At 62.9% G+C, this 15,014-nt stretch carries 11 protein-coding genes; 5 read left to right on the top strand and 6 right to left on the bottom strand.

Translation table 11 applies throughout. The features are described from left to right. Nucleotides 1-190: 190 nt before the first annotated feature. Nucleotides 191-1,432, bottom strand: coding sequence for an enterobactin transporter EntS (gene entS, locus ABLU67_RS14145; protein WP_014228354.1), 1,242 nt, complete (start codon nucleotides 1,430-1,432; stop codon nucleotides 191-193). A gap of 112 nt (nucleotides 1,433-1,544) precedes the next feature. Between entS and fepD the strand changes: the two genes are divergently transcribed. Genes fepD through fepC form a run of 3 tightly spaced genes read left to right on the top strand, consistent with a single transcriptional unit; the run spans nucleotide 1,545 to nucleotide 4,332 of the window. Next, nucleotides 1,545-2,552, top strand: a complete 1,008-nt coding sequence (gene fepD, locus ABLU67_RS14150; RefSeq protein WP_014228353.1) for a Fe(3+)-siderophore ABC transporter permease — start codon at nucleotides 1,545-1,547, stop codon at nucleotides 2,550-2,552. Further along, nucleotides 2,549-3,541, top strand: a complete 993-nt coding sequence (fepG, locus tag ABLU67_RS14155; protein ID WP_009653197.1) for an iron-enterobactin ABC transporter permease — start codon at nucleotides 2,549-2,551, stop codon at nucleotides 3,539-3,541. The genes fepD and fepG overlap by 4 nt, the downstream gene beginning before the upstream one ends. Beyond that, nucleotides 3,538-4,332: an iron-enterobactin ABC transporter ATP-binding protein gene (gene fepC / locus ABLU67_RS14160; RefSeq protein ID WP_014837773.1), complete on the top strand. Its 795-nt coding sequence runs from the start codon at nucleotides 3,538-3,540 to the stop codon at nucleotides 4,330-4,332. The genes fepG and fepC overlap by 4 nt, the downstream gene beginning before the upstream one ends. A 223-nt stretch (nucleotides 4,333-4,555) precedes the next feature. Here fepC and entF read toward each other — a convergent pair whose 3' ends face one another. The 3 genes from entF to fes are packed head-to-tail and all read right to left on the bottom strand — an operon-like array spanning nucleotide 4,556 to nucleotide 9,878. Next, the gene (gene entF / locus ABLU67_RS14165; RefSeq protein WP_348852347.1) at nucleotides 4,556-8,437 is read right to left on the bottom strand and encodes an enterobactin non-ribosomal peptide synthetase EntF; all 3,882 of its coding nucleotides are present in this window, start codon (nucleotides 8,435-8,437) and stop codon (nucleotides 4,556-4,558) included. Between the two features lie 10 nt (nucleotides 8,438-8,447). Continuing rightward, nucleotides 8,448-8,651, bottom strand: a complete 204-nt coding sequence (locus ABLU67_RS14170; protein WP_025107039.1) for an MbtH family NRPS accessory protein — start codon at nucleotides 8,649-8,651, stop codon at nucleotides 8,448-8,450. 27 nt (nucleotides 8,652-8,678) lie between these two features. Further along, complete coding sequence (gene fes, locus ABLU67_RS14175) at nucleotides 8,679-9,878, bottom strand: enterochelin esterase (RefSeq protein ID WP_275050571.1); 1,200 nt, start codon at nucleotides 9,876-9,878, stop codon at nucleotides 8,679-8,681. Between the two features lie 272 nt (nucleotides 9,879-10,150). Here fes and ABLU67_RS14180 point away from each other — a divergent pair, with 272 nt between their 5' ends. Next, a complete protein-coding gene (locus tag ABLU67_RS14180) occupies nucleotides 10,151-12,400 on the top strand; it encodes a TonB-dependent siderophore receptor (RefSeq protein ID WP_348852348.1) in 2,250 nt (749 codons plus the stop codon). 68 nt (nucleotides 12,401-12,468) lie between these two features. Next, a complete protein-coding gene (entD, locus tag ABLU67_RS14185; RefSeq protein ID WP_048263526.1) occupies nucleotides 12,469-13,092 on the top strand; it encodes an enterobactin synthase subunit EntD in 624 nt (207 codons plus the stop codon). Between the two features lie 54 nt (nucleotides 13,093-13,146). On the opposite strand, the gene ABLU67_RS14190 is transcribed toward entD, so the two are convergent. Together ABLU67_RS14190 and ABLU67_RS14195 are read right to left on the bottom strand one after the other, a co-directional pair. After that, nucleotides 13,147-14,082, bottom strand: a complete 936-nt coding sequence (locus tag ABLU67_RS14190) for a transketolase C-terminal domain-containing protein (RefSeq protein ID WP_348852349.1) — start codon at nucleotides 14,080-14,082, stop codon at nucleotides 13,147-13,149. Next, nucleotides 14,075-14,905, bottom strand: a complete 831-nt coding sequence (locus ABLU67_RS14195; RefSeq protein ID WP_004848651.1) for a transketolase — start codon at nucleotides 14,903-14,905, stop codon at nucleotides 14,075-14,077. The genes ABLU67_RS14190 and ABLU67_RS14195 overlap by 8 nt, the downstream gene beginning before the upstream one ends. Between the last annotated feature and the right edge of the window lie 109 nt (nucleotides 14,906-15,014).

Raw genomic sequence — 15,014 nt, forward strand, 5'->3', positions numbered from 1 at the left:
GGGTCCACCGCCGTCTGCGGGCCGGTAGCCCGGGTCAGGCGTTTACGCCGCAACCCGGGAATGTACGGGGATAAATACATCGGTGCGGCTTCTTCCCCGGCTGCGCTTACCCGGACTACGAGTCCGCCGCCGTCTGCGGGCCGGTAGCCCGGACAGGCGCAGCGCGCCGCCTCCGGGAAACCCGGCTGAATTAATTTTCGCTCGCCGTCTCCGGGCGCTGAAAGCGGCGCAGCTCGCGTAGCAGCCCCACCAGCACCACGCCCACAATGACCAGCGCCCAGCCGCTGGCGCTCGCCGAAGCGGCCGGCGTCAGAATCGCGCCCAGGCCGCCGAGCAGCGCCGCGCCTATCGCATCGCCGGTCACGTTCTGCGCGGTCCACAGCCCGTTGATACGCCCGAGCATATTTTCCGGGGTTTGCGTCTGAATCAGCGTATATTGCAGCAGCGAGCTTATCGCGCTCAGCCAGCCAAACAGCGCCAGGCACAGGGCGCCCAGCGCCCACACCGGCATCAGGCTGAACAGCGCAATCGCCACAAAGGAGCCAACGGTAGTCGCCAGCATCAGCACGCCGGGCCTCGCCGTCTGCGCCAGCTGTCCGCTGGTCAACGCCCCGAACGCCGCGCCCAGAGGGATCGCGGCGTACAGCAGGCCAATCTGCGACGTCGACATCTGCCAGCTCCCGGCCAGCGCCGGATAGAGCACGCGCACCGCGCTGGCCATGGTCAGCAGGCCGCCAAGCAACGCAATGCCGCCGATAAGCGGGCTGTTAAACAGAAACTTCAGTCCCGCGTACAGCGATTTTAGCGGATGCTCGCGCGGCTGCGGCGGCGGCGCCAGCCGCGGCAAACGCAGCAGCGTCAGCGTCGTAATAAAGGTACCTGCCGCCGCCAGGCCGTAGTTCCAGGCTACGCCGCCGGTTGCCAGCAGCAGGCCGCCGATCATCGGCGAAATCACCGAGCCCAGCCGCACCGTCAGCATGGTGATCGCCCCGGCCTGCATCAGGTTTTCCCGGCCAACCAGCGCCGGAGTCGCCGCCAGCAGCGCGGTCACGCCGATTGAGGCAAACAGGCCGTCCCAGATGCCCAACAGATAGATGGCGATGAGCGACGGCTCCGGCAGCATGGCGTTGAGACACAGGCCGACGAAGCCAATCCCGCAGGTGCCGCGCGCCAGCAGGATCAGACGTTTACGCTCATAGCGGTCGGCAAGCACGCCGCCGATCATCAGACCGACAAACATCGACCCGCCGGTTAAGGTCACCGACAGCCCCACTTGCCAGGTGGAATGGGTCATCAGCTGGATTTGTACCGGGATCGCCACGCCCAGCAGGCCAAGCGACAGGATCGAGATAAAGCGGGCGATAAAGACGGCGCGAAAGGCCGGGTGGGTTTTCAGCAAGCTGAGATTCAGCAGCCAGGATTGTCGGTTCATGACAGCGCCTTGTTATTATTTTCCATACCATTTTTATGGGTGCACATGCTAACATAACCGGATAGAATCGATAACGATAATTACTATCATTATCATGTCAGGGATGTAAGCCATGTCGTCTTCCACGACCGCGGCGCGCGCCTTTGCCGTGCCGGGTCTTTTAATCGTTTTAATCATCGCCGTTGCGCTCAGCCTGCTGGTCGGCGCCAAACCCCTGCCGTTTAGCGTCGTCATTGATGCCTTCACCGGCACCTGCCAGAGCGCCGATTGCACCATCGTCCTTGATGCACGACTGCCGCGAACCCTCGCCGGGCTGCTGGCCGGCGCCGCGCTGGGCCTGGCCGGGGCGCTGATGCAAACGCTGACCCGCAACCCGCTGGCGGACCCGGGGATCCTCGGCGTCAACTCCGGCGCCAGCTTCGCTATCGTGCTGGGCGCGGCGCTGTTTGGTCTCTCCTCGCCGCAGGAGCAGCTGCTGATGGCCTTTTGCGGCGCGTTCGGCGCCTCGCTGCTGGTGGCCTTTACCGGCAGCCAGGGCGGCGGCCAGCTGAGCCCGGTTCGCCTGACCCTCGCGGGGGTCGCCCTGGCGGCGGTGCTGGAAGGGCTTTCCAGCGGTATCGCCCTGCTTAACCCTGACGTCTACGACCAGCTGCGCTTCTGGCAGGCGGGCTCGCTGGATGTGCGCACCCTGCAAACATTGAAAATCGTGCTGATCCCGGTACTCATTGCCGGCCTGGTGACGCTGCTGCTGAGCCGGGCCTTAAACAGCCTGAGCCTCGGCAACGATACGGCCACCGCGCTCGGCAGCCGGGTCGCGCGTACTCAGCTTATTGGTCTGCTGGCGATTACCGTCCTGTGCGGCAGCGCCACGGCGGTGGTCGGGCCCATCGCCTTTATCGGCCTGATGATGCCGCATATGGCCCGCTGGCTGGTGGGCGCGGATCATCGCTGGTCGCTGCCGGTGACCCTGCTGGCTACCCCTGCCCTGCTGCTGTTTGCCGACGTGCTGGGGCGCCTGCTGGTGCCCGGCGAACTGCGGGTTTCGGTGGTCAGCGCCTTTATCGGCGCACCGGTGCTGATCTGGCTGGTACGCCGCCAGCCGCGCGGAGGTGGCATGTGATTGCGCCTTCTCGTCGCCTGATTTTTAGCTGCCTGCTGCTGCTGGTCGCCAGCGCGCTGGTCTCCCTGTGGGGGCTGGGCACCGGCCTGGTGCCATTGAGCGTTGAGCAGGTTATCTCGGCGCTGCTCGGAGATGCGCCGCGCAACGTCGCCATGGTGGTGACCGAGTGGCGCCTGCCCCGCGTGCTGATGGCGCTGCTGATTGGCGCCGCCCTCGGCGTCAGCGGCGCGATTTTCCAGTCGCTGACCCGCAACCCGCTGGGGAGCCCGGACGTGATGGGGTTTAACACCGGGGCCTGGAGCGGCGTGCTGGTAGCGATGGTGATGTTTGGCCAGAACCTGGCGGCCATCGCCATGGCGGCCATGGCTGGCGGGATCCTTACCGCGCTGGCGGTCTGGCTGCTGGCGTGGCGCAACGGGATTGAAACCTTTCGCCTGATTATTATCGGCATCGGCGTGCGCGCTATGCTGGTGGCATTCAATACCTGGCTGCTGCTGCGCGCTTCGCTGGAAACCGCCCTCTCCGCCGGGCTGTGGTATGCAGGCTCGCTTAACGGTTTGACCTGGGGAAAAACCTGGCCCTCGGCGCCGCTGATTCTGCTGATGCTGGTCTGCGGGGCGCTGCTGGCGCGGCGCATGCGGCTGCTGGAGATGGGTGACGATACCGCCTGCGCCCTGGGCGTGCGGGTTGAGCGCTCGCGGCTGCTGCTGATGCTGGTCGGGGTGGTGCTGACCGCCGCCGCTACCGCGCTCGCCGGGCCGATTTCGTTTATCGCCCTGGTGGCGCCGCATATCGCGCGCCGCCTCAGCGGCACCGCGCGCTGGGGGCTGGCCCAGGCGGCGCTGTGCGGCGCCCTGCTGCTGGCGCTGTCTGATTACTGCGCGCAGCGTCTGTTTATGCCCTATCAGTTACCGGTGGGCGTGGTGACCGTCAGCCTTGGCGGCATCTACCTTATCGGGTTGTTAATTCAGGAGTCCCGCAAAAAATGACCGCTGTAACCTCCCGTTTGCGCGGCGACCAGCTGACCCTGGCGTACGGCAAAAAAACCATCGCCGAATCGCTGAGCGTCACCATTCCCGACGGCCACTTCACCGCCATTATTGGCCCTAACGGCTGCGGTAAATCGACGCTGCTGCGCACCCTGAGCCGCCTGATGACCCCGACATCCGGTCATGTGTATCTCGACGGCGAGCAGATCCAGCGTTACGCCAGTAAAGAGGTGGCGAAGCGGATCGGCCTGCTGGCGCAGAACGCCACTACGCCGGGAGATATTACGGTTCAGGAGCTGGTGGCCCGCGGGCGCTATCCGCACCAGCCGCTGTTTACCCGCTGGCGCAAAGAGGATGAAGAGGCGGTCAGCAGGGCGATGAAGGCCACCGGCATTACCGACCTGGCGCTGCAAAGCGTCGATACGCTCTCCGGCGGCCAGCGCCAGCGGGCGTGGATCGCCATGGTGCTGGCCCAGGAGACGGCGATTATGCTGCTCGATGAGCCCACCACCTGGCTGGATATCAGCCATCAGATCGACCTGCTTGAGCTGCTAAGCGAGCTGAATCAGGAGAAGGGCTATACCCTGGCGGCGGTGCTGCACGATCTGAACCAGGCCTGCCGCTACGCGACCCACTTGATCGCCCTGCGCGACGGCAAAATCGTCGCCGAGGGCGCGCCGAAGGAGATTGTCAATGCGGCGCTGATCGAGGAAATTTACGGCCTGCGCTGTACGATCATTGACGATCCGGTGGCGCATACGCCGCTGGTGGTGCCGCTGGGCCGCAAGTAGAGATTCCCGGCTCGCGCTGCGCTTAGCCGGGCTACAGGTTCACCGCCATCTGCGGTCCGGTAGCCCGGACAGCCGTGTCAGGTGCCGCCTCCGGTAAATGAGCCGGGCTGATACATTGGCGCTAATGCTTCCCGGCTCGCGCTGCGCTTAGCCGGGCTACCCAATCTGGCACAAACGGTAGCCCGGGTAAGGCGTTAGCCGCAACCCGGGAGTTCATCTGCCCCTAATCCAATATCTCCCTGAGCACCGGGCCGATCGCTTCAAAGGCCTGCGGAGAGATAATATCCACGTGGGCGCAATCCTGGCTGAACACCTCCAGCTCGCCGACCCACGGCCCCCACACCACCTGCGGGTCCATCCCCGGCTGACGGGTTTTCTCCGCCACGAACAGCGTCGCCTTACCGTCAAACTTCGCGCTGTGCGCGGTGGTCAGCAGGCGCACCGCATCGGCATAGTTGCCTTCGATAACGCTGAACAGCTCGCCGGAAGCCTGCCCCTGCTGGGCGGCCAGAAACGCCTCGCGTTCACGGGCAATCTCCGCCAGCACCTCAGGATCCAGACCGTTCGCCTCTTTCTCCGCCCAGTTCTGCGTCTCCGGCGGCCAGGTATCGAGCAGCCCGAGGAAGGCCACCGCTTCGCCGCGCTGGCGTAACCGGGCGGCAATCCCCTGCGCCAGGGTACCGCCGAGCGAATAGCCCAGCAGATAATAGGGGCCGTGGGGCTGCTGCGAAAGCAAGGTTTGCAGATGATGTTCACACACCGCATCCAGATCCGCCGCCGTGGCCATCGGTCCCTGCGGTCGCGGCGACTGAATGCCGACGATCGACCAGCGCGGGCTTAAATAACGCGCCAGCACGCTGAACTGCCAGGCAAAACCGGAAGCCGGATGGAAGCAAAATAGCGTCGGGCCGTCGCTCTCGCGCAGCGGCAGGAGAGCGTCGAAGCCCAGCCGTTGCGCCTGCTCATCGCTGAGGTCCGATGCCAGCAGCGCGCTCAGCTTGCCGACGGTAGACGCGACCATCACCTGCCCCGGCGTCACCTGCCGCTCCAGCTCGCGGCCGAGCGTCGCCGCCAGGCGCATCGCCAGCAGCGAATGGCCGCCGAGGGCGAAGAAATCGGCGTCGATATCGTTCACCTCGCAGCCGAGCAGCTGGCTAAAGGCCGTGGCGACGGTGGTTTCCACGCCAGGCTCCGGCGGACGGCCACTGCGCTCACCGCTCAACGTGGGTAACGGCAGCGCTTTACGATCCAGCTTGCCGTTAGCGCTCAGCGGCAGCGCCGGCAGCTGTATCAGCACCACCGGCACCATATGCGGCGGCAGCTGTTCGCCAAGCCGCGCCTTGAGCGCGACGGCGTCCAGCGGCAGGCCGGAGTCAGAAACCAGGTAGCCCACCAGCTGACGGGCATCGCCGCCGGTCGCCGCCGCCTGATTGAAGACGCAGGCGTGAGCCACCGCCTGCGCAACGTCCGGCAGCGCGGACATCGCGCGGTCAATCTCGCCCAGCTCAATCCGCTGGCCGCGAATTTTTAGCTGGTCGTCGCTGCGCCCGAGATACTCGACGGCGCCGTTATCCAGCCAGCGGGCAACGTCCCCGGTGCGGTACATGCGCTCGCCCGGCGCGTAAGGGTCGGCAATAAAGCGGCTGGCTGTCAAATCGGGGCGCCCCAGATAGCCCTGCGCCAGCTGAATGCCGGTCAGGTAGAGATCCCCCGCCACGCCCGGCGGCACCGGGCGCATGGCGGCATCAAGAATGCGCAGCCCGGTATTCCACACCGGCCAGCCAATCGGCACGCTGGTGCCGCTTACCGCCGCCAGTTCGGGCCCGCAGGCCGGATACCAGCTAACGTCCACCGCCGCTTCCGTCGGGCCATACAGGTTATGCAGCGGCGCGCCGGTCAGCTGCTCCCATTCCCGACACAGCGCCGTCGGCAGCGCTTCGCCGCTGCAAAATACCCGGCGCAGGGTTTGGCAGGCGCCGACGTTCTCCGCCTCCAGCGAGGCGACGAACGCCGCCAGCATCGACGGCACAAAGTGGGTGGTGGTGACGCCATAGCGGGCAAAGAACCGCTGCATCGCCAGCGGATCGCGATGGGCTTCCGGCTCGGCCATCACCAGCTGCGCGCCGGCGATAAATGGCCACCAGAACTCCCAGACCGACACATCAAAGCTGCACGGCGTTTTCTGCGCCACGACGTCGTCAGCGCAGAGCGGATAGTGGTCCTGCATCCACAGCAGGCGGTTGACGATGGCGGTTTGCCCGACCATCACCCCTTTCGGTCGCCCGGTAGAGCCGGAGGTAAAGATGATATAGGCAGTATGCTCCGGCCGTGAGAGCGCCAGCGGTGCGGACTCGCCCGCCGCCAGCGGCTGCTGGTAGCACAGGCTTTCCAGGCCGGGAATATCGCTAAAGCGCGCCCGCTGATCTTCAGAGGTAATCAGCAGCGACGGCCGGGCGTCTTCCAGCATCATCCGCAGACGATCGTCGGGATAGCCGGTATCCAGCGGCAGCCACGCGGCGCCGGCCTCAACAATACCGTGCAGCGCCAGCGTCAGGAATACCGAACGCGGCAGCGCGACCGCGACGCTATCGCCCGGCTTGACGCCCCGCGCGCGAAGCTGTTCAGCCAGCGCCACCACCTGCTGGCGCATCTCGCGGTAGCTAAACTGCCAGCGGCCGTCCGCCAGCGCCGGGGCATTCGGGGTTTTCGCCGCCTGCTCCGCTACCAGCGCGCTCAGGGTGGTGAGCGGCAGGTCGACGGCGGTCGCGTTGACCTGCCGCAGCTGTTCCGTTTCCGCCGCCGACAGCATATTCGCCTCGCCGCAGCGCAGGGTCGGATTATCGGCAAACTGGGCCAGCAGCGCGGAGAGTCGGGAGATATGGTTACGCAGCGTCCGTTCCTCGTATCGCTGCTTATTTGCCAGCACCTCCAGCGACAGCCCCCCGGCTTCATCCGGGAAGAGCGCCAGCTCCAGGTCATTGACCGGGCCGGTGGCCAGGGTGTGGGTAATGGCCTCCACGCCGTCGATATCCAGCTGATAGTCGAAGACTTTAATATTGAGCACCGGGCCAAACAGCGGTTCATCGCCCGCCGCTCTGCCGCTGTCGCGCACAATCTGTTCGGCGTCATAGCGCTGATGGCGGCGCATTTTCTTCAGCTGCCCGGCAAGACGCGTGGCCAGCTCCGGCAGCGTTTCCCCGGCGTCAATAGTGACCGCCAGCGGCAGAACGTTGAGCACCGGGCCGGTAGCGGTGAGCGCCGCAGAGCCCATGCGGCGCATAAAAATAAAGCCCGCGGCGTAGTCCGTTCGGCTGCACAGCCGTCCCAGCCACAGGGCGGTCAGCGCCAGCGCCAGATCGGCGCGCTGGCACTGCGGCGCCCCTGCCGCCAGCCGGCTAAAGACCCCGGCATCCACCTCCAGCTTCATGCGCCAGATATCGCTGCTGGTCGCCCTTCCCGCCAGCGGCGCGTCCGACAGCGAGGCCGGTGCCGGCAGCGCCTGACGCTGCGCCTGCCAGAACTGTTTGTCGCGCTGCCAGGCGTCGCTGCCGTAGTAGCGCTGATACTCTTCCACCACCTCGGCAAACGGCGTAAACGGGGAATCAGGCGTCGCTTCGCCGCGCTGCCAGGCGCGGTAGATCGCGGCGATCTGGCGGGTAATCGCCGGGAAGCTGAAGCCATCGACCAGCAAATGGTGGTAACGCTGATACCAGTACCAGCGGTTATCGCCCACCCGCAGCAGCTGATGGCAGACCAGCGGATTGCCGCCGTCCACCCGCAGGTTTTGTCCGAGGTCGGCCTGCATCAGCGCCAGCGCGGCCGCGTGCGGGTCGCTCGCGGCACGCAGATCCCGGTAATCCGGTTCGGCAAACGCACGATGTTCATCGACCCACTGCCAGGCTTCGCCGTTATCTTCGCAAAAACGCATGCTGAGGGTGTCGGCCTGCGACAGCCCGGTGACAATGGCCCGGCCGAGCAGTATCGGGTCGATATCACCGCGCAGCTCAACATAGTGGGCGACGCTCCAGGCGCCGGGCAGCGTCGAGAGGCGCTCCGCCATCCAGATCCCCGGCTGCGCCGCAACCAGCGGTAAACGTGTGGTCATCGTGGGCTCCTCAGGATGCATGGTGGGCGGGGGTCAAGGTAGACCAGTTTGCCGCCAGCCAGTCATTGCACGCCGCTAACGACTGCGGCGGGCACTCCACCGACCAGCCTTCCGGCAGCGCGCAGGAGTGCGGCCACAGGCTGAACTGCTGCTGGCCATTGCGCAGGATGTAAAACTGCCCTTGCGGATTGTCGAAGGGGTTACTGAATTGCATGTCTAATTCCTCGTAAAGCGCGCGTTGTTACTCATCACGGCATAAAGGCTGCCACAGCTGGATAAGCCCGGCGGTCAGCCCGCCGCGCCAGCACAGCGCATCATGCCCGCCGTCAACCTGACGCCAGAAAATCGTCTGCTGTTCCAGATGCGCCAGTAGCGCCTGGTTGGCGCGAAAAATGATCGGCTCGCGAATACCGGCTTCCAGCCAGATACGTAGCCCTTGCGGATGTAATTCGCCGCGGCTCAGGCGGTCAATCAGCAGACCCGTCTGCGCGCCGCCGCGATGCGGCCACCAGTAAGAGCCGGACTGGCTGAGCACGCAGCCAAAGCGCTGGGGCCAGTAGAGCGCGGCGAACATCGAGGCCAGGCCGCCAAAGCTCTGACCCGCCACCACCGTGCGATCGGCGCGATCGCTGAAAGGCGCCAGCCGGTGAACCATTGGCAGCAGTTCTTCCTGAACCGCCAGCCAGAACGCCTCATTGCAGGGAAGCTCCGCGGCCCGGTGCGGATTATCAATCGCGTCAATCAGTAGATAAACCGCCGGCGGCAGCCGTTTTTCGCGGGTTAAGCCCGCCAGCGGCGCCCATACCGGCATGCTTTCTGCCCAGAACTGGCCATCCAGCAGGATCGCCAGCGGGCGCGCCTGCGGCTGCGCGTCGCCGGTGGCGTAAACCCATATCCGTCGGCGGTTGCCGAGTCGCTGGCTCTGCCATTCGATGCAGAGCGGAGGTGGATAAGGTTCATCGCGTATCGCCCAGCCCGGCTGCTCCGGGGCTGCAGGCAGCTCCAGCGCGGAGACCGCGTGGCCGCGCCCTCCCTTCCAGCTTTGCGGATTGAGCGGGTCGGCAATCGCCTGCGGCAGCAGCCTGCGCCAGCCTTCGCGCAGCAGCGCGCGGTCCGGGCCGTCACCGTTAAAAAGCTGGGGGGAAAAGTCGTCGTCGCGGGCGGAAGGGATAAAGCAATAGCTGCCGCGCCAGGTCGGAGAAAGCGTGGTTTGCCAGTACCAGGCATCGGTACCGGGAATGCGCCGCAGGGTTTGCGGTACGGCATTTTTATGATGGTCAGTCACGCCGGTGATATAAATCCATACCCGCTGGATGGCCGAAGACGTTTCGTTGCCCGCCGGATCGCGCCACCAGAAGGTTACCCGATACGCGCCGTCAACGGCTTCGATTTGCGGGCCGGAGATATGCTGCCACCAGTCGTCACTTCCTGTCTTATGCATTCCTTTTCAACCCTATGTTTATCGTGACATTTATCAACAAACGCATTAATAAACGCAATATTTATTGATAATATTATTGATAACTATTTTCATTTGCAATAGCGTATTAGCGCGCTGTGGGAAGCGCGTCTTTCAAAATTAAACATGTCTGAGAGGGCTCATTTAGTCCGCGACGGAGCGCCCTTTGCCCTCGACTGGCAACATTGATACCGCCTCTCCTCCCGCTGGGAAGGGTCTTTTGGAGAAGGTGGCGACAAAAAGCAGGAATTACAATGAATAACAGGATCAAATCCCTGGCCTTGCTGGTCAATCTGGGAATCTACGGGGCTGCGTTTCCGCTGAGCGCGGCGGAAACCGCCTCCGATAGCAAAACCGCAACCGCTGATGAAACCATGGTCGTCACCGCCGCCGAGCAGAACCTGCAGGCGCCCGGCGTTTCAACCATTACCGCAGATGAAATTCGTAAACGCCCGCCTGCGCGTGACGTGTCGGAAATTATCCGTACCATGCCCGGCGTTAACCTGACCGGCAACTCCACCAGCGGCCAGCGCGGCAATAATCGCCAGATTGATATTCGCGGCATGGGCCCGGAAAACACCCTGATCCTGATTGACGGCAAGCCCGTGACCAGCCGCAACTCCGTGCGTCTGGGCTGGCGCGGCGAGCGCGATACCCGCGGCGATACTTCATGGGTACCGCCGGAGCTGATCGAACGTATTGAAGTCATTCGCGGCCCGGCGGCCGCGCGCTACGGCAACGGCGCGGCGGGCGGCGTGGTCAATATCATCACCAAGAAAAGCGACGGCGAATGGCACGGTTCATGGAACACCTACATGAACGCCCCGGAGCATAAAGAAGAAGGCTCGACCAAACGCACCAACTTTAGCCTCAGCGGCCCGCTGGGCGGCGATTTCAGCTTCCGCCTGCTGGGCAACCTCAATAAAACGCAGGCCGATGCCTGGGATATCAACGACGGGCATCAGTCAGAGCGTACCGGTGCGTACGCTAATACCATGCCTGCCGGGCGTGAAGGGGTTAAAAATAAGAACATTAACGGCGTCGTGCGCTGGGATTTCGCCCCGATGCAGTCGCTGGAGTTTGAATCCGGCTACAGCCGTCAGGGCAACCTCTACGCGGGCGATACGCAGAACACCAATACCAACGATCTGGTGAAAGAGAACTACGGGAAAGAGACGAACCGCCTCTATCGCCAGACTTATTCCGTCACCTGGAACGGCGGCTGGGATAACGGCGTGACCACCAGCAACTGGGCCCAGTACGAACGTACCCGTAACTCGCGTAAAGGCGAAGGTCTGGCGGGCGGTACGGAAGGTATCTTCAACAGCGATCAGTTCAGCGATATCGACCTCGCCGACGTGATGCTGCACAGCGAAGTTAACATCCCGCTGGATCTGGTGTTTAACCAGAACCTGACGCTGGGCACCGAGTGGAACCAGCAGCGGATGAAGGATCGGGCGTCAAATACCCAGACCTTTATGGGCGGCGATATCGACGGCTATGACAGCACCGGCCGTAGCCCATACTCGAAGGCCGAGATCTTCTCCCTGTTTGCCGAAGACAACGTGGAGCTGACCGACACCACCATGCTGACGCCGGCGCTGCGTTTCGATCATCACACGATCGTCGGCAACAACTGGAGCCCGTCGCTCAACCTGTCTCAGGGTCTGGGGGATGACTTCACGTTAAAAATGGGCATCGCCCGCGCCTATAAAGCGCCGAGCCTGTACCAAACCAACCCGAACTATATTCTCTATAGCAAAGGCCAGGGCTGCTACGCCAGCGGTACCGGTACCGGTTGCTACATGATGGGTAACGATGACCTGAAAGCCGAAACCAGCATCAACAAAGAGATTGGCCTTGAGTTTAAACGCGACGGCTGGCTGGCGGGGGTGACCTGGTTCCGCAACGACTACCGCGATAAAATCGAAGCCGGCTACGCGCCGATTTCGCAGACTACGAACGGTAAAGTGAAAACTGATATCTATCAGTGGGAAAACGTGCCTAAAGCGGTGGTTGAAGGTCTGGAAGGCACCCTGAACGTGCCGGTCAGCGAAACGGTGAACTGGACCAATAACATCACTTATATGCTGCAAAGTAAAAACAAGGAAACCGGCGATCGTCTGTCGATTATTCCGGAATATACCCTGAACTCCACCCTGAGCTGGCAGATTCAGCAGGATATTTCCGTACAGTCGACCTTCACCTGGTACGGCAAGCAGCAGCCGAAGAAATATAACTACAAAGGTGAGCCCGCGGTGGGTTCTGAAACGGATGAAGTCAGCCCATACAGCATCGTTGGCCTGAGCGCCACCTGGGATGTGACCAAAAACGTCAGCCTGACCGGCGGCGTGGATAACGTCTTCGACAAGCGCCACTGGCGCGCGGGGAATGCGCAAACCACCGGTAGCCTGACCGATGTTTCTTATATGGCTGGCGCGGGCGCCAATACCTATAACGAATCAGGCCGCACCTGGTATCTGGGCGTCAATACCCACTTCTGATTGTCTGGCCGTTCCCCCCGCCCTCTTGCCATAGAGGGCGGCGGGGAGAATCTGTTAACATCCCCCCTATGCAAACCCAACGTTCTATCATTCAGCTTGCCGATCGCTCGCTGCAGCGTGTCGATTTCGACCCATTGACCTTTCGGCCTGAAGATCTCCTCTGGCTGCCTCATCATGCCCGGCTAAGCGGCTGCGCCCGCAAGCGGCAGAGCGAACATCTTGCCGGGCGTATCGCCGCGGTTTATGCGCTGCGGGAGGTCGGTGAGACAGAGATCCCTGCCATTGGCGACCAACGCCAGCCCCTGTGGCCCGCGCCGTGGTACGGCAGCATCAGCCACTGCGAACGCAGCGCGCTGGCGGTTGTCTCCGCCGGGCCGGTCGGCGTTGATATTGAGCGCATCCTGTCTCCCGCCCTCGCGGCCGAGCTGGAAAGCAGCATCGTCAATAGCGCGGAAAAAAGCCTGCTGGACGCCAGCGGCCTGCCGTCGGCGCTGGCGCTGACGCTGGCGTTTTCGGCAAAAGAGAGCGCATTTAAGGCCAGCCCGCCCGAAATACAGAACGGCGTGGGTTTCAGCGATTTTGAGGTGACGTATATAAAGGAAGGAAATCTGCTTCTTCGGATCTCCGCCGGGGAGTATCGGCTGCAATGGATTAAGGCCGGTGACTACGTCATCACGCTCTGCGCGACGTAAAAACAAAACCCGCGCGGCAGACCGCGCGGGTTATCGGTTTAAGCCGGCGTAAAGTCAGCGCATTTTCTGCGCCAGCCCGGCGACGGAAGCGGCATCGAAGCCGTGGTGTTTGCGCAGCCAGCCGCGGTCCGCCGCCGCCGCATACTCGCCATCCGGGATCCCCAGACGTTTGAGCGGGATTCCCGCGCCGGCTTCGGCCAGCACCTCCGCCACCAGGCTCCCCAACCCGCCGTTGACATTATGCTCCTCCACCGTTATCACCGCCTTGCACGGCTTCAGGGCCGCCAGCAGCGCGGCGGTATCGCAAGGGCGAATGGACGGCACGCTCACCACTTTGGCCTGAATCCCCGCATCGGCCAGCCTCTGCGCGGCATCGACGATTTCATGCACCGTCGATCCGGTAGCGACCAGCGCGATATCCTCGCCTTCCCGCAGCGTAACGACTGCTCCCGGCACAAAGCGATAGCTTTCATCGTGCAGCTCCGGCAGCGCCTTGCCGTCGAGGCGAATATAGACCGGCCCCTGATAGCCGATAGCGTAATCGATAATCTGCCGACATTCGCGCGGCGAAGACGGAGCGAAAATCTGGATATTACCGAAGCCGCGCATCACCGCCAGATCGTCAATCGCGTGATGGGTGCCGGCCAGCGGGCCGTAGCTGGCGCCGGCGTTAAGGCCAAATAGCTTAACGTTGGTGTTGTTATAGCAAACGTCGACTTTAATCTGCTCATTGGCGCGGGAAATCAGGAACGGCGCGGCGTTACAGGTGACCGCCACTTTGCCTCCCAGCGCCAGACCCGCCGCCGTCCCGACCATGCTCTGCTCGGCGATGCCCACGTTCACCAGACGCCCGGGGAACTGTTTAATAAACGGCGCGATTTTGGCCGTTGACGTGGAGTCAGCCACCACCGGCACCAGATCGACGCCGCGGTCGACCGCATCAATAAAGGCCTGAACCATCACGCTCGCCAGGTGTTCTGCATTACTCATCTTTCAGTTCCTCCAGTGCCAGTGCAATTTCTTCGCCTTTCGGTACCCGGTGGTGCCACTCCGGGCGCCCCTGGATAAAGGAAATACCGGCACCTTTCGTGGTGTTGGCGATAACGACGTTCGGTTTACCTTCCTGCTTCAGCCCTTCCAGGGTCGCCACTACCGACGCCATGTCGTTGCCCTGGCATTCGGTGACCGTCATCCCGAAGGCCTTCCATTTATCAGCCAGCGGATCGGTATTCATGATTTCGCGCGTCGGACCCGCCAGCTGGAGATTGTTCTTGTCATTAATAATGATGAGATTATCAAGGCCGTAGTGCGCAGCGGCCAGCGCCGCTTCCCAGTTGCTGCCTTCCGCCAGCTCGCCATCGCCGGTAATTAAAAAAATGCGGCGGGAGCTGTTGCTTTTTTTCGCAGCCAGCGCCAGCCCCACCGCAACAGGCAAACCGTGGCCCAGCGCGCCGGTGTTGAGCTCAATCCCCGGCGTTTTCTGGCGCACCGGGTGACCCGGAAGATGGGAGTTCGCATGCTGATAGGTTTCCAGCCACTCAACCGGAAAGAAGCCCGCCTCGGCCAGCACGCAGTAGTAGCAGCCCACCGCATGGCCTTTCGACTGGATGTAGATATCGCGCTGGTCGTCAGCCAGACGCTCCGGCGCGACGTTCAGAATGCGGAAATAGAGCGCGGTGAGCAGTTCAACCTGCGACAGGTCGGCGCCGGTGTGCCCGCCCGCAGGGCTGTTGGCGTTCAATCTGACGATATGGCGACGTACGGCGCGGGCTTTACGCTCAAGGGCCTGGACATCATAGCTATAGGGATTCATTTAATACCTCTGAATTTATTTTCAACTTGGAATATTTATTCCGTCAGGGACTAAAAAAACCAGACATCCCCAGGCAACGCATCGTAAGGCTTACGCCGCTGCATCATAC

It is taken from the genome of Klebsiella sp. GN_Kp190 (genome assembly GCF_040061795.1).
Lineage (GTDB): Bacteria > Pseudomonadota > Gammaproteobacteria > Enterobacterales > Enterobacteriaceae > Klebsiella > Klebsiella michiganensis.